The sequence below is a fragment of the Pseudoduganella rivuli genome (assembly GCF_009674485.1).
In the GTDB taxonomy this organism is placed as follows: domain Bacteria; phylum Pseudomonadota; class Gammaproteobacteria; order Burkholderiales; family Burkholderiaceae_D; genus Rugamonas; species Rugamonas rivuli_B.
On the sequence record NZ_WKJJ01000006.1, the window covers coordinates 232,208 to 251,067 of the forward strand.

Consider the following 18,860-nt stretch of genomic DNA (forward strand, 5'->3'; position numbering starts at 1 on the left):
GTCGAGTCCATGCTAGCACGCCCCCTGGGCCGCAATTAGTTTATTTATTTATATCGTTATGCGATTCAGTCGGCGGCGCGCGCCACGCTGACCTTGCGGATCATGATGGGCGTATGGTCGCCCTGCAGCATCACCGGTCCCTTGTCGCCTTCGCGGCTGTCCAGCGCACCGCCCGTGATGCCGGGGATTTCCTGGTTATCGATGACGGTCACGCCGTTCAATGTCACGGTGACGAAGCGCCCGCTGAGCGCCACTTCCAGCACCTGCCATTCGCCAGGCTTGCGCGACGCGTTCGTTTGCGGCCGCAGGTGGCCATAGATGGCGCCCATGCGCAGCGGGTCCGGCGGCGCGCCGTAAGCGTCGCCCAGCTGCACTTCATAGCGTCCGCGCAGGTAGACGCCACTGTTGCCGCCCGCCACCGTCATGAATTCCATGCGCAGTTTGAAATCGCCCAGCAGCACATCGCTGATCAAGTTGGTACAGGCGGCGCTGTTGGTCAAAATCCCTTTTTCGACTTTCCAGCATGGCTGCGCGGCGGGTTGCTGCGCGCGCCAGCCTTCCAGGTTGCGGCCATTGAACAGCTCCACCGGGCGGGTCCAGCGCTGGTTCGCCTTGCGCGGCAGGACTGGCGCCCGTTGCGCGACCCATGACAGTGCAATGCCGTCTTCATCGATGGTGGTGCCGCTCATGCGGTCGCCCGCCGGCATGGCGTCGAAGATCAGGTCCGCCGTATCTTTTTCGTACTGGCGCGGCACGCGCAACACCAGCTTGCCGCCGCTGTAATCGACTTCCGTCGCGTGCCGCGCCGAACCGAAGCGGCCGACCATGGTGGCCATCAATTCGGTTTCCTTGCGCAGCCGGATATCGAACCAGCTGGGATATTGCACGCCATCCTTGCCCGTCACCGTCAGGTTCCAGCGCCCCAGCACGGCATCGGCGAACCCGGGCGCATGCTGCGCGGGGGCGGCGGTCGCAACGGACGTGCTGGCAAGGCAAACTGCGGCAATGGCGGAGCGGAACAGCATAGGGTCTCATCGGTTGACGGCAGCGCGGCTGCCCATGGTTACAGTATGCATGGCGCCCTCCATTTCAGCCATGCGGACAGGAGGCCGCGCGGCCAGAGCGTTGTATTACCGACAGTTCACTGTACCGGCGCCATTAAATTATGCGAAAGTGCAATTTTGCCGCCACGGAGACGCCATGCCTTTGCCGCCGCTGACTTTGCCGCCACTGACGTTGCCTCCGGAATCGTGCCGCCTCCAGCCACTGGAGCACGCGCATGCATTGCACGCCGCGTTTTACCGGGAGGCGCACTGGCTGGACGTGGAGCAGGAGGCCGTGTTTGCCCGCAGCTGGCAACTGGCCGCACATGCGGACAGCCTGGAACACAGCGGCGACCACGTGGTGGGCGTCATCGCGGGCAAGCCGGTGATCATCGTGCGCCAGCCCGATGGCGGCCTGGCCGCGTTTTACAACGTCTGCCGCCACCGCGCGGGTCCGCTGGCCGTGTGCGATGGCCGTGGCGCCCGTGCGCTGCACTGCAAATACCATGGCTGGACGTACACGCTGGATGGCCGCTTGCGCGCCGCCACGGAAATGCAGGATGCACAGCAATTCGACATGACGCAGATACGGCTGCCGCGCGTGCAGGTGCGCGAGTGGCAGGGGCTGGTGTTCGTCGCGCTGTCGGATGAGGCGCCGCCGTTTGACGACGTGTTTGGCGGCATCCGCGAACGCATCGCCCCCATCGATCTATCGGCGATGCGCTTTGCCAAGCGCGATACCTACCGTATCGCCTGCAACTGGAAAGTCTATGTCGACAATTTCCTCGAAGGCTACCACCTGCCCTTCGTACATCCTGGCCTGAATAAGGTGCTCGATTACCGCGCCTACGACACGGAACTGTTCACGTGGTACTCGCTGCAGCATTCGCCGCTGCGCAACAACGACGGCATCTATGGTGACGGCGACGCGTTTTATTACTTCGTTTACCCGAACATCATGCTCAACATCACGCCGGGACGGCTGCAAACCAACCGCGTGCTGCCGGACGGCCACGGCCATTGCGTCGTCGAATTCGATTACTACTACACGGACGATCCGGACGTGCAGGCGCGCATCGCGGCGGAACAGGCGTTCAGCGATGAAATCCAGGCCGAGGACATCGGCATTTGCGAACACGTGCAGCAAGGACTGGCATCCGGTTCGTACCAGGCGGGGCGCCTGAACCCGAAGCGCGAAAGCGGCGTGTGGCACTTCCAGAACCTGCTGCGCGCAGCCTATGCGCAAACCCATGGCTGATCCCGCCGCCACCCCGGAACGCCCGCTGGGCTTCTGGATGTGCACGTCGCTGATCGTCGGCAACGTGATCGGCATGGGCATTTTCCTGCTGCCGGCATCGCTGGCGCCCTACGGATTGAACGCCTTTATCGGCTGGGGCGTCACCGTGGCCGGATGCTGCTGCATCGCCTATGTGTTTGCCCGCTATGCGCAAGCGCTGCCGGACGAAGACGGGCCGTATGGCTACACCAAGCGGGCCTTTGGCGGCGGCGTCGCCTTCTTCGTCATGTGGTGCTACTGGGTATCGACGTGGATCACCAACGCCACGCTGGCCATCGGCGTGACGGGCTACCTGACGGCGCTGGCGCCACCACTGGGCAAGGCGGTGCAAGCCGCGCCGGTCCTGGCGCCCATGGTGGCGCTGCTGCTGATCTGGCTCTTCACGATTATCAACCTGCTGGGCGCGCGCATGTCGGGCCGGGTGCAGATGGGATCGACCCTGCTGAAATTGCTGCCGATGGCGGCCGTCATGGTGCTCGGTGCGATGGTGCTGGCCACGGATCCGCAAGCGTATGCGGCGCACGTGCCGGCGGTCCCGCTGTCGCTGGAAGCCACGGCGGCGGCAGGCACCGTATCGCTGTTCGCCATGCTGGGCGTGGAATGCGCCACCATCCCGTCCGGCAAGGTGACACGGCCGGAAATCACCATTCCCCGCGCGACGATCGCCGGCACCCTGATTGCCGCGCTGGTGTCGATCGCCGTCTCCGCCGTGCCGCTGCTGCTGTTGCCGCAGGCCGCCGTGGCGCAATCGGGGGCGCCGTTTGTCGACTTGTTCAACCGCTACTGGGGCGCCGATGCGGGACGCTGGGTCGCGTTGTTCGTCGTGGTCAGCGGCCTCGGTGCGCTCAATGGCTGGACCCTGGTGGGTGGCGAACTGACGGCGTCCGTCGCGGCGCACGGCATTTTCCCCGCGTGGCTGCGCACGCAAAACCGCCACCACGCGCCCGGCCACGGCTTGCTGCTGATGGCGGTGCTGGCCAGCGCCATGGTGGCCATGAATTACAGCCGCACGCTGGCCGATGGCTTTACTTTTCTCAGTGTGGTGACGACGGCCGCCAACCTGCCGTTGTACCTGGTGGGGGCGTTGGGTTTGTACAAGCTGTGGCGGCGCGGGTTAATCAACGGCGAAGCGGCGTGGCTGCGTTTTTGCGCCATCGCCGCCGCCATCTATTGCGCGTGGGCGTTTTACGGCATGGGACGCGAAGCGTCGCTGTGGGCGGTGGCGCTGGGCGCCGTCAGCCTGCCAATGTTCTGGCTGGCGCGCCGGCGTCACAAGCTGCAAGCGCCGTGAACCGTCAGCGCCGCGCCAGCACCATCCGTGGCGGCACGGCTTCCAGCGGCACGTCCTCGTACCATTTACTGAACAGGCGCTTCAACTCGCCGCTGGCATCGAGTTGCGCCAATGCGCGGTTGAGGCGCGCCACCGTGCCGGCCGGCACATGGCGTCCCGCCACCATGTAGAAGCGCTGCGTATCCATGGTCGCGGGCAGCACGCGCACCTTGCCGTCCAGTCCTGCCTTGCGGATTTCCGCCCCAATGCCGGGCGAGCGGTGGTAATAGAAACGGCCCCGTCCCGCCAGCAGCTTGCGCAGGTTGGTGGTGGCGTCGGTGGCGCCGGAATCGATGGCCAGCCCGCCCAGTTCCCGCAAGCGCGCCACCTGGCCGAAACCATGAATGGCCAGGATGGCGCCCTTCTCCCCGAGATTGCGCACGTCCTCCCAGGAGGCGACGTCGACGGGATCATCGGCGCGCGCCACCAGGTGATACGTCACGGAAAACAGCGCCGGTTCCGCATACGACAGATCCGCTTCGCGTTCGCGGTTGCGCATCAGGCCGCAGCCGATGTCGAGCGTCCCGCTGCGCAATTCCGCTTCCAGCCGGGGCAACGGCCGCCATTGCTGGTCGCCTGTGATGCGCAGGCCGGGATCGTTTTTTTCTATGGCGCGATGAATGTCGATGCACAAGCCTGCCGCGCCGCCGTCCGCCGCGACAAATTTCGGTGCGGTGCCTTGCTGTGCCGCGGTGCGCAATTCAATGCTATCGGCGGCATGTGCCGGCACGGCGGCCCATGCAGCAGCCGCGAAGGTGCCGCTGATGGCGCCGGCGATGGCGGCGATGACGATGCCGCCGCGCCCCGTGAACTTCATGGTTGTCCCTTTTCCCTCGCTCCAGTACCGCTATTTTGCCACGGTCTGTGCTGTAACTATGGGGCAGCCACGCGGGCTGCCTGCCGGTCATTCTAGGTCGCTATCCGGCAACGGCCATCGGGGATAACACGTAGCGCCATGATCGGTGCGTCAGCGGCCCCACTCCTGCAGGAATTCCGCACGCGCCGCCAATGCCGTATCGGCAAAGTCGGAAAACAGCCCATCGACGCCCAGCGTGAAGAATTGCTTGTATTCCGCCTTGGGGTCGCCCTTGTAATCGCCGGCCAGACGGCGCTTTTCATTGCGGAAAGTGTACGGGTGCACGAACAGGCCGGCCCTGTGCGCATCGTCGACCAGCGTGGTGGCCGGCAGGGTCGCCGTATCCGCTTCATTGACCTTGCCGTCGCCATTGAGGTCCGCCACCTTGCCGTCCGCGCCCACGGAACCCTTGACGCTCACGATATAGCGCTTCCATGGGCCGATGCCGTCCGCGTAGGTCTTGATTTCCGCCAGCCCGGCCGGCGTCACCATGGCGGAAAACAGGCGCGTGTCGCCCGCCTGCGCCCAGTCGTACGGGCGGTCGTATGGCGCGGCGTACGTCAGCTTGCCGGTCGTCAGATCGACGTCGTCCGCATCGATCAATTGCACCATTTTCAGCGTGGAACCCTTGCTGCGCATGTATTTCAGGCTGCCCGGCTCGAACGACTGGATGTACACGGGCGCGCTGCGGTCGCTCCAGCCCGCGTTGGCCAGCAGCGCCAGCAACTTGTCTTCCAGCGGCAAGCCTTGCTGGCGGTGGAACGTGGGGTTCTTGGTTTCGGGATAGAGCGCGATGGTGCGGCCGCTCTTCTTGATCATGTCGATGATTTCCTGGATCGTCGCGATGCGGTACTTGCCGTTGAATTCCCGCGGGCGCTGGGCGTCGGTCGAGATGCCGCCCAGCGTCTTGATTTCCGCCAGCGTGAAGTCGCCGGCGAACCAGCCTTCCTGCAGCTCGCCATCGACATGCATGGTGCGCTTGCGCGACGCGAATTCCGGGTGCTGCGCAACGTCCGTGCTGTAGGCAAGATTCGGATCGTGGCGCGCGATCAGCACGCCGTCCTTGGTGGAAACCACGTCCGGCTCGATGGCGTCCGCACCCATGTCGATGGCTTTCGCATACGCCTCCACGGTTTCTTCCGGCAACGCGCCGCTGGCGCCACGGTGCGCCAGCACCATCGGAGCCTTGCCATCGAGCGTAGGCAGCGGGTTTTCCGTGCTGCCGCAGGCGGCCAGCGCCGCCAGCAGGCTGGTGGCCATGGCGGTTCGTACGAAGTGGTTCATTGTGCAATCCTTCCGAGTTGAGGTCGGGCGGATTGTATTCAGCAAAAATGACAAGCTTGTGAAACTGATATCGAATTCAATATCATGTCCGCATCGCTTGCAGGATCGAAGCCGGGTCCGTATAATGCGGGCCCTTCGGGTCGTTAGCTCAGCTGGTAGAGCAGCGGACTTTTAATCCGTTGGTCGCAGGTTCGAATCCCGCACGGCCTACCACGAATACATGCTGTACAGATCAGGCTTTCCCGCTTCGGCGCGAAAGCCTTTTTTGCGTCCTCAATGCGTCACGCCGGCGCGGTGCGTCCCATCAGTCGTTGGGAATTGGAATTTCCAGGATGGTTTGAGGCGGTAACGGCGTCCACTGTTCGGCAGGCGCCAGCGCTGGCACGATTTCCGAAGAAATGATTCTGCAGTCGGGCGACACTGTTTCATGCATCGTGAAATAGCGCGGCCAGGTGTCGGATGGCGAGCGCCAGTGGATCACATAGGCGCAATCGGGCTTGATCGCGAACGCGTTTCCCGAGTTGCTTCCAGGTTCGGGAATGTTCCGCAGCCGCTCCAATGCTTCCGACTGGTCGAGCGATGCTGTACCTTCTGGCACCAGGTAATCGAAGTACTCAGCAGAATCGAAGGTCGAGGATGGCAAGCCGAGAAACTGATGGACCGTCGGCTGGCTGCCGTTGTGCATGAAGTACCAGTCTTCCGCCGGACGCTTCAGCGGGTGCGTGAATTGCGCGCCGATGGTGGTCGATGACGTGGTTCGACGGACGTGGATCGCCAGGAAGTCCGTCTTCACCGACGCGAGGCCGGAAGCAAGGAGGCTGATCTCGGCCGCCGTGGTTTCGCGCATGGCCGACAATCCAGTCGGCGCGTCCATGTCGCGCCACACGGCGCCCCAACCGTGCGGATGTTGGGAAAACGAGGCTTCGTGATCCGCAGTGTCTCCGCGCGCGACGGCTACCATCGCTTGGACGATATCGGCAGTATTGAATTTACCGGTAGCAAGTATCATACGGCACATGGATTGGTCTGTCCTCGAAAGAAATGGCTATGGTTGATGGGACCGGATATCGGCGACTTGCTTGATGACGCGCTCGAATGCCGTGGCAACGTCAGCCATATCGGACCCGGGCCCCAGCAATGCAGCATGATGGAAGGCCACCGAGCGGCGGGCGATGTCGTTTGCGACAGGCAGCGCAAACTGTTCCGCATCAATGCGAGCTGGATAATCGCCCCCCAGCGCAAACCGCCGCCTCGATCGTGGCTGGTAGAGGCGATTGGCATAGATGGGCGGATAGACGGGCCGTACCAGCATGCCCAGTTCGGCACTCAACGCTTCCCCGACAGCGGCGATGTCGGCGCCTTTCAGGCGTTCCTCAGGAAAGGTCGCGACATAGCTGGAATACGTACGCAACGTGGTACCGGGAGCGCTCTGCTGAGTTTGTATGCCGATTTCGGCCATATAGCGGTCGAGCAGCGCGGCGTTGCGCCTGCGCGTTTCGTTTTGCCCGTCGAGCAGGGCAAGCTGCTCGATCAGCAAGGCGGACTGAAACTCCGAGAGGGCGCGGTTGCTCCCCATCGGCTCGCCAGTCTCGATCAACTCGCTATATCCGCGGCGCGGCGCGTCCGCCGCATAGCGGCGCCCATCGGCGCGCAGGCACTGCAGACGGCGCGCAAGTTCGGCATCGCTGGTAATCGTCGCGCCCCCCTCGCCGCACGTCAGCACCTTCGTATGGTGCATGCTGAAAGCACCGACATGTCCGAAGGTGCCGACTTTTCTGGATTTGTATTGCGCACCGTGGGACTGGGCGCAATCCTCGATCAGTTTGATCGATGCGCGTTCGGCGATCCTGGTCAGACGCTCCATGTCCGCCACACCTGAGTACAGATGCACGACCACAATCGCTTTCGTCGCCGGCGAGATCAGCCGCTCCACTGAATCCGGATCGATGCAGAGGGTATGGGGGTCGACGTCGGCAAAGACGGGAATCGCATTGACGCCAAGGATCGTGGATGCCGAGGCGACCCATGACAAGGCCGGGGTGATGACTTCGTCCCCGGCGCCGACGCCACACGCTTCGAGCGCCATCATGAGACTGGCTGTGCCGCTCGCGGCCGGCACGCAGTGTGGCACATCATGATACTGCGCGAACGATTCGGCAAAGCGCCGGTCAAAGCTGGCCTGGCCGCGATAAGGTCCGCTGATCGACCAGCGGCCCGAGTGCAATACTTCGTTCAATGCATTGAGCGCCCCGGGAGCCGGGATCGGCCAGACAGGCCAGCCCCCTTCACGCACGGGCTGCCCCCCGTGGATCGCAAGGGGCGGGCTCATGCCTCCTCCTTCGTGATTCGCTTGCTCGAGATTTCGTTGAAGCGCGCCGTTTGGGCCGAATTGATGGCCTGTACCGCCGGCGCCACGATGGGACTGTCTTCCGGCGCCTTGACGAAAGCCAGTACGTTCCGCAACAGGCAGCCGCGGCTGCGTTTTGCAACGTACGACTTGAGGGAATAACGGGCCGAGACGGCGCCGCTTTCGATCATGGTCTGGATCGGACGGTAGAACAGCAAATTGAAATACAGGAACAGATTACCGGCCGTGTAGTCGAATCCGCCGAAACGCGAATACCAGATGTTGTTCTCTTCCAGGAAAACCGCGAAGCCAATCGCCCGGCCATCCAACGTCGCGACAAACACCCGCAAACTGTCGGGCATGCAGGAGCGCAATTCCTCGTAGTCGGCAACGATTTCTTCCACTGGCGGTGTGCGGCCATACTTGAGCCGCCACTGCCGCTCCAACGCGGCCAGTTCCGGTCCCAGTACCTCGGCGCCGTGCATTTCGACCTTGACGCCGGCAGCGTCCATGGCCGCCATCTCGTGCTTCACAGTTCCACGATATTCATTTCGGAACGCAGCTAAATAGTCGTCAAAATTGTTCCACCGGATCGGCATGTAACATTCGGCGTCGAGAATCAGCCGCGCATAGCCGCGCTCCATCAGCATCTGTTCCAGCAGCGCATCCTCCCCCTCGACAAAATAGAGCCAACTGATGGAACGTGCGCCGTCTTCACGGGCCTGGTGCTCGACCGCATCGATCAAGCCGCTGCGCGCGTCTGCCGCCTGTTTCTCGTCGAGACCGGCTCGTGTGCTGATGCCGCCATACCGCCCAGGCGCCCCGACCACGAAACCGGGATTCCATGCGGCGCTGTGCGCGTTCAGCATCGCGCGATGCTGTTCGATCGCGGCCAATTCCTCGGCCGAACCCTGGTATTCGGGCTCGGACAGGCCTTCGAAGCTGAGCAGTTGCGCGGGCGCATAGCCCGGATGGGCCTTGTCGGTCGCAAGATAACAGGGGGCGGAGGCCAGCGGCTTGCCATCGGCGCCGGAGGTCAGGATGAAGCGCTCGGCGGCCTTGACAGTGCGGCTCCTGGCGCGCAGCCAACCGCTGCTCAGGTACAGAGAGGGATGGGCAAGCTGATCCCATGTGTCCGCAACAAGATCGTACGGCGATTTAATGACTTGGTACGTCATATCGATATCTTTCGTTAAAACCAGGTGTGCGAACGATGCACGTGATAAGGCACGTACTCGGCAGGAGCGGTCAGCGCGACAGGAAGCACAGGGTTGCCGGTGGCGCGCGCGGGCAGATACATCGTGGCGAAACCACGCGAAACCGATTCGCCGCGCTGATTGAAACCTTCCATCGCCACGACGGCGGCGTGATAGACGGTGTTCGAACCCGCTTCCGTGACCTGCTTTTTGTCGATGACACGGCCTTGCACAACCAGGGCATCGCCATGGAACAAGGGCCGGCCCATCGTCATCGACATCTTCCGGCAAAACCCCTGGTCGCCGGCCCAGTTGCTGAGCAGGCGCTGTGGTATCTGGCCACGCTGGATCCCGAAGTCGAAAGGCAGCGGTTGTCCGCGATAGCCGCACAGATGGACGTCCTCGTGCTCGTCGCCCGGCGTATATGGCCAGCGCGTCACGGGGTGCACGCGTGAATAATCCGGATAGCCTACACCGGCCTTATGATCCCTGTAGGCTGGGGTGAACGAACGGGCCAGCAGCCCGCCGCTGTAACCGCCAACAAGGCCCTGGTGCAGTGATTGATAGCTCAACGCATCCGGCAGCGCATACGGTGGCTGATGGATTGCAGGCAGCATGTCGCCAATCGTGACGTCTTCCCAATACAGCGGCGTCGCGCCCCGGCGCTGTTCGCCGTCGATACCGGCAATAATCTCTGCCATCTCCGCCTCACTGTAGCGGTACGGTTTCCGGTCGTACAGGAGCGCTTCGCCCAACGCCTCCAGCGGCATGACCCGCGTCGTGCCCATATTCTTCATCGGCACCTGCACCAGTGTCCCGTACGCTTTGGCCAACGGCTTCTTGCTGGCATCGTAGTACGTGACTTCGCACGCCAGCAGAAAGATGCGTGTGCCGCGCACGCTATGCGGCTCAAGCACTTCACGCAGGGTCTTCGAGGTGGAAATCTGCATGCCGGGACGAATGACGTCAAAAAATTCCCACACGATCCCGCCAATGAAATTGGCCAGCGGGTAGCCAAATGGCCGGCTCGCGCCATGTTCCGCGGGATACCGTGCATGCACCAGTATCGGCCCTGGTGCGATCTGGCTGCCGTACAGCGACTGCTTGCCATAGGCGGGATCGGTGAACAGCGGATTGTCGTCGCCAATCGTGCCGGCATAGCGCCGGATGGTTTCCGCGTCGAGCCGCAGCAAAGAGCGCGTGATCGCCGGGCCGCTGCCATCTACCGGGGCATTCGGAGCCAGGTCTTCAACGCTTTCCCTGCCAACCATTGCCTTGGTGCGATCAAGAAATTCGTCAACGGCGGATTCAAACTGATGATTATTCATAATGAACAAAATTCTTTCTGTACAGGCAATTGAATCGGATGACCTTTTTCAGGCAGGAATACAATCGCCCTGCCCGAAAAGGCCAGCTGTTCCAGTTGGTTGCGTCCCCAAATCTCGATTGCAACTGCAAAGTATTCTTTGCTGTCAATTACCTGGATGAATTTGCGCGTTACCTGCCCCCCCATGAACAGCGTGTCGCCGTAAAACACGGGCTGCTCCAGCGAGACCGAAAGATGCCGCAGGAAGGCATCGTCGCCCATCCAGCGGGTCAGCATCTGCGCTGCCAGGGCCGGCATTATCGCCCCCCGCGTGCTGGGCGCCGGGAAGCCCACGTCGGCACAGCTCAAGGTGTCTTCCCGCGCTTTGTTGCGCTCGGAAAACTTCCAATCCGTACCGGCATGCGCACGCACATTGCCGGGCTGCTCCAGCAGTTGTCGGTAACGCAGGTTGCCGGCGGGCGCGGAACGGCCTTCCGCTACCATCCAGGTGATGAGCTCCGACCAGGTTACCGGGCCGCGGACCATCGATGGCAGCCGGTCGCCAACCGACACCGACGAGTGCCAGCGCGGTTCCGGGCCGCGTATTGCTGGCTCGGCAGCCAGGCAGGCCTCGATGTGCGCGATCTCGGCATCGCTGTAGCGATGGATCGTGCGGTCGGCGATCAATTCCTTGCCGAGCTGTAGCGGCTGCACGCGGACCACGCCGGTCGCTGTCGCGACAGGGTGGCCGCCGGTGCGATACGCGGCCCGGGTCGTGAGGTCGACTGTCGCGCGGTCGCGCACCAGCGGTCCCGGTTCCGCGGCGGTGAGTGCGGCATGGGCGTCGACTTGCTGGCCGAGCCTGATATGGTCGTTCCACCACAGGTCGACGCGGTTGAGCAGCTCGACGGCGTCATACTGCTTCTGGTACAGCGCGCCGACCGATTCGGGCACTAACACGCCGAGCACGAATCCCGGCGGCGCCAGCGGACCGCACCACCACGATTGGGCCGCATGCTGGAAATCCGCATACAGCGGATTGTCGTCGCCGGTGGCGGCAAGGTGCCTGGAGATACTGGTCCAGTCCGCAATGCCCGTACCACGGCCAATATCCGCGGCAGAGCAGCCCAGCTGTTCACGACTGGCAGTGAGCAAATCTTTCATCTGTGCCTCGAAATCGGGGCACGCGCCTTGGGTAGTCATTGCTTCTTCCATGATTGTTGCTTTCTCGCGCTAGGTAGCGGCCAGTGCCCGCTTATCGATTTTTCCGTTTGGAGTCTTGGGTAATTGCTCATGAATAACAATTTTGTAGGGAACCAGATGGCTTTCGAGCCGCGCCTGGCAAAACTGCTGCAAGCCGCGCGCATCGAGCGATATGCCTGGCCGGGGCGACACGTGCGCCCATACGGCATCACCGAGAATGGTATGAGGCACCCCGACAACCGCCACGTCGAGTACGCCAGGCGCCTCCAGCAAGCGATCCTCGACTTCGCGCGGCGACACCTTTTCCCCGCGCGATTTGATGATCTCGTCACTTCTGCCCACGAAATACAGAAATCCCTCGGCGTCCTGCCGGAACAGGTCGCCTGTGGCGAGTATCCGCTCCCAAGGCCAGCGCCCGGGGCGCAGGCGTTTGGCGCTGCGTTCGGGATCGTTCCAATACCCTTGCATGACATGTGGTCCCCGCACCATCAGCTCACCGACTTCACCCGGTGCAACCCGGCGGCCCGTATCATCCTCGATCCAGACTTCGGTGCCAGGAATGGCAATGCCGACAGAATCGGGTTTTCGATCGATTTCGGCAGGCGGCAGGTAGCAGACACGCTTGCATTCGGTCTGGCCGTACATCGCGTACAGGCTGGCGTCCGGCATCAACGTGCGCAGGGCCTGGATGGTGCTGCGGTGTAGCGCGGCCCCCGTGTTGGTGAGGAATCGCAGCGCACTCCAGTCGTATTCGTCGAGGGCGGGGAGCGACAACAGGACTTGAAACAGCGTCGGAACGCCGGGCAGCCCGGTAATCCCGTGCGTCGTAATCGTGCGCACCAGTGTCCCCGGGAAGCCGATGCCCGGCTCCAGAAACAGGCTGGCGCCTACATGCACGCAAAGCAACAGCTGATACAGGCCATAATCGAACGACAAGGGCAGCACCGACAAGATACGGTCGTCCGCCGTCATCCGCAGGTACGTGGAAATGGAGGACGATGCGAACACCATATTCTGGTGCGTCATCGTCACGCCCTTGGGCACTCCGGTAGAGCCGGATGTGTAGATGATGGCGGCCAGATCCACCGCCAGCGGCGCCGGCCCGATCGCACCGTCCTGCTCGAGCAAACGGTCAAAGCTCAGCATATTGCCGGGCACTTCGTTGCCGGTGACGATCACGCGCAGGCCGGGCTGCGCAGTCATGGCCGGTGCAAGCATGTCCGCAATCGATGCCGTGCCGATGAGGGCCGAGGCGGCACAGTTTGCCAGGATCGCGGCAAGTTTATCGGCCTTGATCGTGGGATTTAATGGCACAAACGCGCCGCCGGCAAGCAGGACGCCGTAAATGGCGATGGTGGCTTCGATCCCGTTCGGCAAGGCGATCGCGACCCGGTCGCCACGTTCGACGCCAGACGCCAGCAGGCCAACGGCAAACCTTCGGGCAAGGTCTTCGAATTCCCGATAGCTGAGCGATCGGCCGCTGGTCCATATCGCAAGGTGGTCGGGCCGTTCTGCCACATTGCGCCGCAGGGCGCAGGTGAGCGAACCCAGTTCAGATTGTGCGTGCACGTTGTACATAGTCTGCGATCGCGGAAATTGAACCGAAATTCTCAGGTATCACATCGGTCGCCCGTATGGCAGCGCCGTAACGGTGTTCCAACTCGGCGATGAGCTCAGTGAACGCGAGCGAGTCGAGTATGCCGGTCTCCAACAAATCATCCGTATCCGCGATGTCGCTGGACTGGCGCAAACGCATGAAGCTGGCGCAAATATATTCGCGGATTTCATTGCGCACTTCCTGTATGGACGCCCCAATGGTTGAATTGTGATGCTTCACGATTTTTCCCCTTCAGATGTTGATTGTGAACTGACGTCGCCTTGTCAATATCGCGTCGAGTAATGCAGGAACTCTTTGCTTTCATCCAGGCTCCGGAATTCCCGCACGTCAGATTTCTTGATGCTCAGATACAGCAGGTGACGAAGCGGACCAAGGACGGACCGGAAAAACGCGCTGTGGTCCAGCATTTCCAATGCTTCCTCGAACTTGGACGGTAACGTGTGGATCCCCTGCATACGCAACTCTGCGCCCGTCAGCCGGTTCGGGTCTTGCGTCAAGGCCGCGCCCGGGTCCATGCCATTGCGGATGCCATCGAGCCCGGCAAACAACAAGGCGCCCAGCGCGATATAAGGATTTGCCGTGCTGTCACAGGGCTTGAACTCGATGTTGGTCGACGCAGCCGCCCTGCCCCGCAAAGCCGAAGGAATGCGTACGGCCGCCTCCCGATTGTCCGGGCCGTAGCTGGCGAATGCGCCGGACCACATTCCCGGCTGTAGCCGCCGGTAGCTGTTGACACTGGGGCAGGTCAATGCGGTCAGGGCCGGCGCATGCGCCAGCAATCCGCCAATGAAGTGATAGCCGAGCTGCGATAAACCGTACTGGTCGTGCGGATCATGGAAAGCATTCACGCCATCCCGCCACAGCGACAGGTGGACATGGTTGCCATTGCCGCGAAAGCCTTTTTGGGGGATCGGCGCAAACGATGCCCAGTGACCATCGCGCATTGCCATGCCGCGCGTGATCGCGCGCTGCCAGACGTAGGTGTCCGCAGCTTTCAGCGCATCGGCATGGCGGCAAGTGAGTTCGTGCTGACCGGCGCCAAACTCGGGGTGATATATCTCGACGTCGACGCCCTGTTGTATTAATGCCCTGGTCAATCCGATCGTGAAATCATTGGCGATATCAAACCCGACGTTGTCGAAGCAAAGGCTATCGTCAAACAGTTCGGCGCCGTTTGCCGTCGGCTGGCTGCGGAACAGCGTGAACTCCGGCTCGAATGCCGCGACCGGGTCGAAACCCATTTCCCGGGCGGCGCTGATGGCATCCTTGAGGAATTGACGCGGGCATGCCTCCCAGGCCTGGCCGCCGAGATCGACCAGGTCACACAGCATGGCCGCCGACCCGGGAGCGTGCGGCAGCGTAATGAACGTATCGGGGTCCGGTATCATCCGGACCTCGCCAACGGCGCCGTATCCTTCGAACGGTACAATCCGGTCAAACGCATTGGCAGCCTGCCGGCACTTCGCCAGGCCGATGCCTGAAACGATGCGCTCGCTCAAGTACCGGCGGCTGACGGCCTTCCCTCTGCTGATCCCATTGTGATCGACCCAGATGAAACGGATCAGCTGGATATCGCTTGCCGCCATCTTGTCGAGTATATGGCTTGGCAACCCGGCCAGACAGTCGGCCGCCATCGGGTCATCGACACCGAACGGTTGCGCAATCAAAGCAGCCCTCGAACGGTTCCGCCATCCACGCCCCAGATACTTCCCGTCACGAAGGATGCAGCGTCAGAGGCCATGAACGTAATCACCGAAGCCACCTCCTCCGGTGTGCCAAGCCGGCCCAATGGCATTTGGCGCTTGCTCAACTCATATTCGACCGCGGCTTTGGCGTCCTGGCCGTGGACCGTGCCCAGCGTGTCAGCAAACCCGCCAGGCCTGGTCCATAGTGGTGTCCATACCGGTCCCGGAGCAACGGCGTTGACGCGCACAGCCGGCCCTTCATGTAATGCCAGGCTCTTGGTCAAACTGAGCAGTGCCGCCTTGGATACCTGATAGTCCGGCTGCGCGGCTTCCGGCTGGCGCGCAAGGTCGGACGCGTTGGTGATGATGACGCCGCGTCCATTGCGGCGCATCGCCGGCAGGGTTGCCCGGATTGCCCGGACGGCGCTCATGAAATTGATCTCGAACGTGGCCAGCCAGTCTTCATCCCGCAGGTCGTCGAACCGGCGCGCAAAGCATTGACCGACGTTATTGACCAACACGTCGATGACGCCGCCATACGTTTCCAGCGTTGATTCGACCGCGAGCCGCACGCCTTCCGCTCCCGCGAGATCGGCGGCCGTGACCATGACTTCGGTATGGGCCGAGAGTTCCTCTTTCGCTTTGGCCAATCCTTCGGCATCGCGGTCGACCAGCGACAGCCTGGCGCCTTCGGCGGCGAAACTGCGGGCGGTCGCCAGTCCGATGCCGCTTGCGGCGCCCGTGATCAGGACGACTTTATCGTTGAGATTGAGGTTCATGCCGCCGCCACTTCGGTAATGATCAATCGTAATGGCTCATTGCTGGCGGCATTGCTGATGCGCCGCTGAGTGCCGGGAGGAAGGGCGACCGACAAACCATCCTTGCCTTGATAGTGCCACTGGTCCGAAACGTGGATCGACGCGCTGCCGTTCAATACATGGACCACTTCCGAGTTCGTCGTGACGGCGTCGTCATGCGACTGCGCCGCTATTTCCAACAGCCGGAAACGGCGCCAGTCGCCGGTGAAGTATGGTTTGAGATCGACATCGGTCGAGCCGTTGTTGGCGGCCAGGCCCGGCAAATGAACGAGTGCGGGTTGGAGCCCGCCGCCTTCGCCAGGGAAGACTTCCACGACAAAAAAGCGTACTTCTTCGTCGGACCGGTTCTCGATCCCGTGCGCGGTGCCGATTGGCGCCGTAATGAGGTCGCCAGCGGAGCAAGGGATGACTTCACCATTAATCTTCATCAGCGCCTGGCCGGAAATGATGTAGTAGATCTCCTCGGTGCGGACATGCACGTGCTCGCCAATCGACGCGCCCGGCTCGATGACCACGTACTCGACGCAATTCCAATGTCCTTCAAGATGCATGCCATTCATCAGCATCTTCCAGCGGCAGACGCCTTCGCCGCCGATCTGACCCAACGTGGTCGCCAACCCGGCCGTGTCATTCGAGATCGGCCCGAACCGGCGGCGTTCGCCATTCACAACAGTACCCATCAGATTGCTCCTTTACACTTGGCTCATGACATGTGAAACACCAGCCCGGACGATGTCCTCGTCGACCGACGTGATCAGTTTTTTATCGTCGTAGTGCGGCCGACCCAAACCGTCGAGCAAAACGAAGTCGCAATAGCCGGCGCGGCTGCGCACGTACCCGCGCTTATTGTCGAACCGGACTTTGTGCATGATCGCTTCGATGTCCAGGTAGGCTGGCAGGGTGGTGGGAGAGCCATTGCGTTCCAACAGCACGGCATGGGCCGCTTCGTCGCTCTCGCTGAGATAGCCCAGCAGCCTGGAAATGCGTGCGGCGGCCAGCATGCCGACCCCGATCGCGAAACCGTGCCGCAGCTTGCCCTCGCTCAGCAGTTCGGCAGCGTGCCCAATGGTATGGCCATATTCGAGGACCAGGCCGTCCTGCTTTTCCAGATGGTCGTCGCACATCACCTTGACCTTGGCCTCGATGCATAAATCGATAAAATCAGCCAGGACTGCGGCAGAATAGCGCCCGTCAGGCCTGAGTTTGGCGGCGATTTCGTCGTACCGTTCGGGACAGATCGCCAGGACGTTCTTGATCATCTCGCACAGGGCCGACTGAATTTCCTCCACCGGCAGGGTGTCCATGAACTCGATCCGCGACCACACCAGGATGGGCGGATGAAACACGCCGAGGTGGTTTTTGCCAAGCCGGGAATTGACTGCCTGCTTGAGCGACAGGACCGAATCCGACATGCTCAACAGGGTGGTCGGCACATGAATCAGGCGAATGCCGCGGAACAGCAGTCCGGCAAGCAAACCGGCGACATTGCCCACGATACCGCCGCCGAGGGCGACCACCACGGAACGCCTGGTGACGCCGCTTTGTATCGCCCTTTCGGCCAGCTCATCAATGGTGCCCAGCGATTTGTCCTTCTCGCAGGCTTGCGCCGCGAGCACGACGGTCGGCGCAAATTCCCTGAAATGATGCTCGATTTCCCTGATCGCCGCCGGGGTCAGGCCCTGGTCCGCGACGATGACAAAGCGGTCCGCGTCCAGATCCTTGAGGCGTTGATAAACGCTTTGCAAGGCGCTGTTGCCAAGGGTGACGTAATAGTCATAGGTCACGTCACCGAAGCGCACCTTTCGATGATTCAAATAATCTTTTACAGATGGGGGATACATCGTTCTTTCCTTTTCGGACATTTTTCACAACCGCGATATGAGAAAGCTGGAAAACAAGCTGTCGATCCCGATTGTGGGATCGCACCTGTCAAACCCAGGTCACGCCATCTTTGAGCTGATCATTGAAGAACCCAAAGAAGAAGCCCAACGTGATCCGGTCATGGCCGTATACCCGTTCCACCGCATGGTGGTTGGTGGGATTGAGCAAGTACACGTCGCCGCTTTGCGGCCTGAATTGGCAGTGGTCCCTGCCCTCCACGACGCCCAGCTCATATCCGAGTCCTGCGGAAATTTTGTAGACTTCATCTGCCGGCTCCCAAGGTTTGCGGTAAATGCTCAGCTCACCGCCCTCTTTTGGACCTTGCAGGCAAACCACGCAGCTCAACTGATGCTTGAGATCAGCAAGGACGATGTTGTGCCCGGCGCCATCACGCATGATGTTGTCGTTGTGCAGGGGAGTGTCGATCGAGTTCTTGCAGATGCGGACATTGGAGCTTGCATACCGTCGGCCATCCGGCTCCGACGCCACCTCGAAACTGTTCAGGCCGAGAACGGTGCGCAGCTTGTTCCGCACGTATGCGGCGAGGTCGAGGCCGGCGGCCGCCGCCCGTTCGTCCGCCTCCTTCGCCGCGGCAAAGTATTGGTCGACGTCGTGCAGGTACTTGACGAGAAAGGTTCCGATCAGCGTCAACGAGCCATTGACATACGGGGTTACTTTTGCGTTCTCGTACAGCTCGTTGATCCGTGCCAGTCCATCGTTCAGTTTTTCCTTCTCCAGCAGCCCGCGCAGAACCACCACCGGATGGTCTCCGGTGATCAGTTTCCGCAAGAGTTGCAGGTCCGCCAGGTTTTTGTCAGTCACGTCGTATACGACCGGGTCCCAACCAGAATTCATCGACTTTCTCCCTAATTTTCAGTTATAGACAGATCAAGCTGCCGGTGTGTCATGGATGGGATGCGTTTCCATCGCAATTTCGCTCGCATAGTCCTGGTGAAAAACTTTAGCGAGCCTCCTTGGCACTCCGGCATGAGCGAT

At 61.8% G+C, this 18,860-nt stretch carries 17 protein-coding genes and 1 tRNA gene; 3 read left to right on the forward strand and 15 right to left on the reverse strand.

The genetic code is table 11. The annotated features are described in order from the left end of the window. Nucleotides 1-65: 65 nt before the first annotated feature. Nucleotides 66-1,025, reverse strand: a complete 960-nt coding sequence (locus tag GJ700_RS11730) for a 3-keto-disaccharide hydrolase (protein ID WP_154373856.1) — start codon at nt 1,023-1,025, stop codon at nt 66-68. Between the two features lie 175 nt (nt 1,026-1,200). Between GJ700_RS11730 and GJ700_RS11735 the strand changes: the two genes are divergently transcribed. Both GJ700_RS11735 and GJ700_RS11740 read left to right on the forward strand, forming a co-directional pair. Beyond that, nucleotides 1,201-2,301, forward strand: a complete 1,101-nt coding sequence (locus GJ700_RS11735; RefSeq protein WP_154373858.1) for an aromatic ring-hydroxylating oxygenase subunit alpha — start codon at nt 1,201-1,203, stop codon at nt 2,299-2,301. After that, nucleotides 2,294-3,631, forward strand: coding sequence for an APC family permease (locus tag GJ700_RS11740; protein WP_154373861.1), 1,338 nt, complete (start codon nt 2,294-2,296; stop codon nt 3,629-3,631). Before GJ700_RS11735 ends, GJ700_RS11740 begins: the two co-directional genes overlap by 8 nt. 4 nt (nt 3,632-3,635) lie before the next feature. On the opposite strand, the gene GJ700_RS11745 is transcribed toward GJ700_RS11740, so the two are convergent. Together GJ700_RS11745 and GJ700_RS11750 are read right to left on the reverse strand one after the other, a co-directional pair. Continuing rightward, entirely contained in the window at nt 3,636-4,487 is an 852-nt protein-coding gene (locus tag GJ700_RS11745; RefSeq protein WP_154373863.1) for a substrate-binding periplasmic protein, read from the reverse strand. A 150-nt stretch (nt 4,488-4,637) separates the two neighbouring features. Continuing rightward, entirely contained in the window at nt 4,638-5,810 is a 1,173-nt protein-coding gene (locus tag GJ700_RS11750) for a glycerophosphodiester phosphodiesterase (protein ID WP_154373865.1), read from the reverse strand. Between the two features lie 137 nt (nt 5,811-5,947). Here GJ700_RS11750 and GJ700_RS11755 point away from each other — a divergent pair. Next, nucleotides 5,948-6,023: transfer RNA gene (locus tag GJ700_RS11755), tRNA-Lys, on the forward strand. 91 nt (nt 6,024-6,114) lie between these two features. Here GJ700_RS11755 and GJ700_RS11760 read toward each other — a convergent pair. The 12 genes from GJ700_RS11760 to GJ700_RS11815 all read right to left on the reverse strand — a co-directional run bounded on the left by GJ700_RS11760 (nt 6,115) and on the right by GJ700_RS11815 (nt 18,719). Beyond that, nucleotides 6,115-6,819, reverse strand: coding sequence for a class II glutamine amidotransferase (locus GJ700_RS11760; protein WP_195763864.1), 705 nt, complete (start codon nt 6,817-6,819; stop codon nt 6,115-6,117). Between the two features lie 36 nt (nt 6,820-6,855). Continuing rightward, nucleotides 6,856-8,139 (reverse strand): DegT/DnrJ/EryC1/StrS aminotransferase family protein, encoded by a 1,284-nt coding sequence (locus tag GJ700_RS11765; RefSeq protein WP_154373869.1) that lies wholly within the window; start codon nt 8,137-8,139, stop codon nt 6,856-6,858. Next, complete coding sequence (locus tag GJ700_RS11770) at nt 8,136-9,335, reverse strand: peptidogalycan biosysnthesis protein (RefSeq protein ID WP_154373871.1); 1,200 nt, start codon at nt 9,333-9,335, stop codon at nt 8,136-8,138. The genes GJ700_RS11765 and GJ700_RS11770 overlap by 4 nt, the downstream gene beginning before the upstream one ends. A gap of 14 nt (nt 9,336-9,349) precedes the next feature. Then, a complete protein-coding gene (locus GJ700_RS11775; protein ID WP_154373873.1) occupies nt 9,350-10,681 on the reverse strand; it encodes an FAS1-like dehydratase domain-containing protein in 1,332 nt (443 codons plus the stop codon). Then, entirely contained in the window at nt 10,678-11,862 is a 1,185-nt protein-coding gene (locus GJ700_RS11780) for a hotdog family protein (protein ID WP_154373876.1), read from the reverse strand. Before GJ700_RS11780 ends, GJ700_RS11775 begins: the two co-directional genes overlap by 4 nt. A gap of 30 nt (nt 11,863-11,892) precedes the next feature. After that, complete coding sequence (locus GJ700_RS11785) at nt 11,893-13,440, reverse strand: class I adenylate-forming enzyme family protein (protein ID WP_154373878.1); 1,548 nt, start codon at nt 13,438-13,440, stop codon at nt 11,893-11,895. Further along, a complete protein-coding gene (locus GJ700_RS11790; RefSeq protein WP_154373880.1) occupies nt 13,415-13,699 on the reverse strand; it encodes an acyl carrier protein in 285 nt (94 codons plus the stop codon). The genes GJ700_RS11785 and GJ700_RS11790 overlap by 26 nt, the downstream gene beginning before the upstream one ends. A gap of 44 nt (nt 13,700-13,743) precedes the next feature. Further along, entirely contained in the window at nt 13,744-15,147 is a 1,404-nt protein-coding gene (locus GJ700_RS11795) for a glutamine synthetase family protein (protein WP_154373882.1), read from the reverse strand. Then, nucleotides 15,144-15,944: an SDR family NAD(P)-dependent oxidoreductase gene (locus GJ700_RS11800; protein ID WP_154373884.1), complete on the reverse strand. Its 801-nt coding sequence runs from the start codon at nt 15,942-15,944 to the stop codon at nt 15,144-15,146. The genes GJ700_RS11795 and GJ700_RS11800 overlap by 4 nt, the downstream gene beginning before the upstream one ends. Beyond that, entirely contained in the window at nt 15,941-16,663 is a 723-nt protein-coding gene (locus GJ700_RS11805) for a cupin domain-containing protein (protein ID WP_154373886.1), read from the reverse strand. The genes GJ700_RS11800 and GJ700_RS11805 overlap by 4 nt, the downstream gene beginning before the upstream one ends. A gap of 12 nt (nt 16,664-16,675) precedes the next feature. Beyond that, entirely contained in the window at nt 16,676-17,824 is a 1,149-nt protein-coding gene (locus tag GJ700_RS11810; protein WP_195763865.1) for a 2-deoxy-scyllo-inosose synthase, read from the reverse strand. Nucleotides 17,825-17,912: 88 nt separating this feature from the next. After that, nucleotides 17,913-18,719, reverse strand: coding sequence for a 2OG-Fe(II)-dependent halogenase WelO5 family protein (locus GJ700_RS11815; RefSeq protein WP_154373891.1), 807 nt, complete (start codon nt 18,717-18,719; stop codon nt 17,913-17,915). Nucleotides 18,720-18,860: the final 141 nt, after the last annotated feature.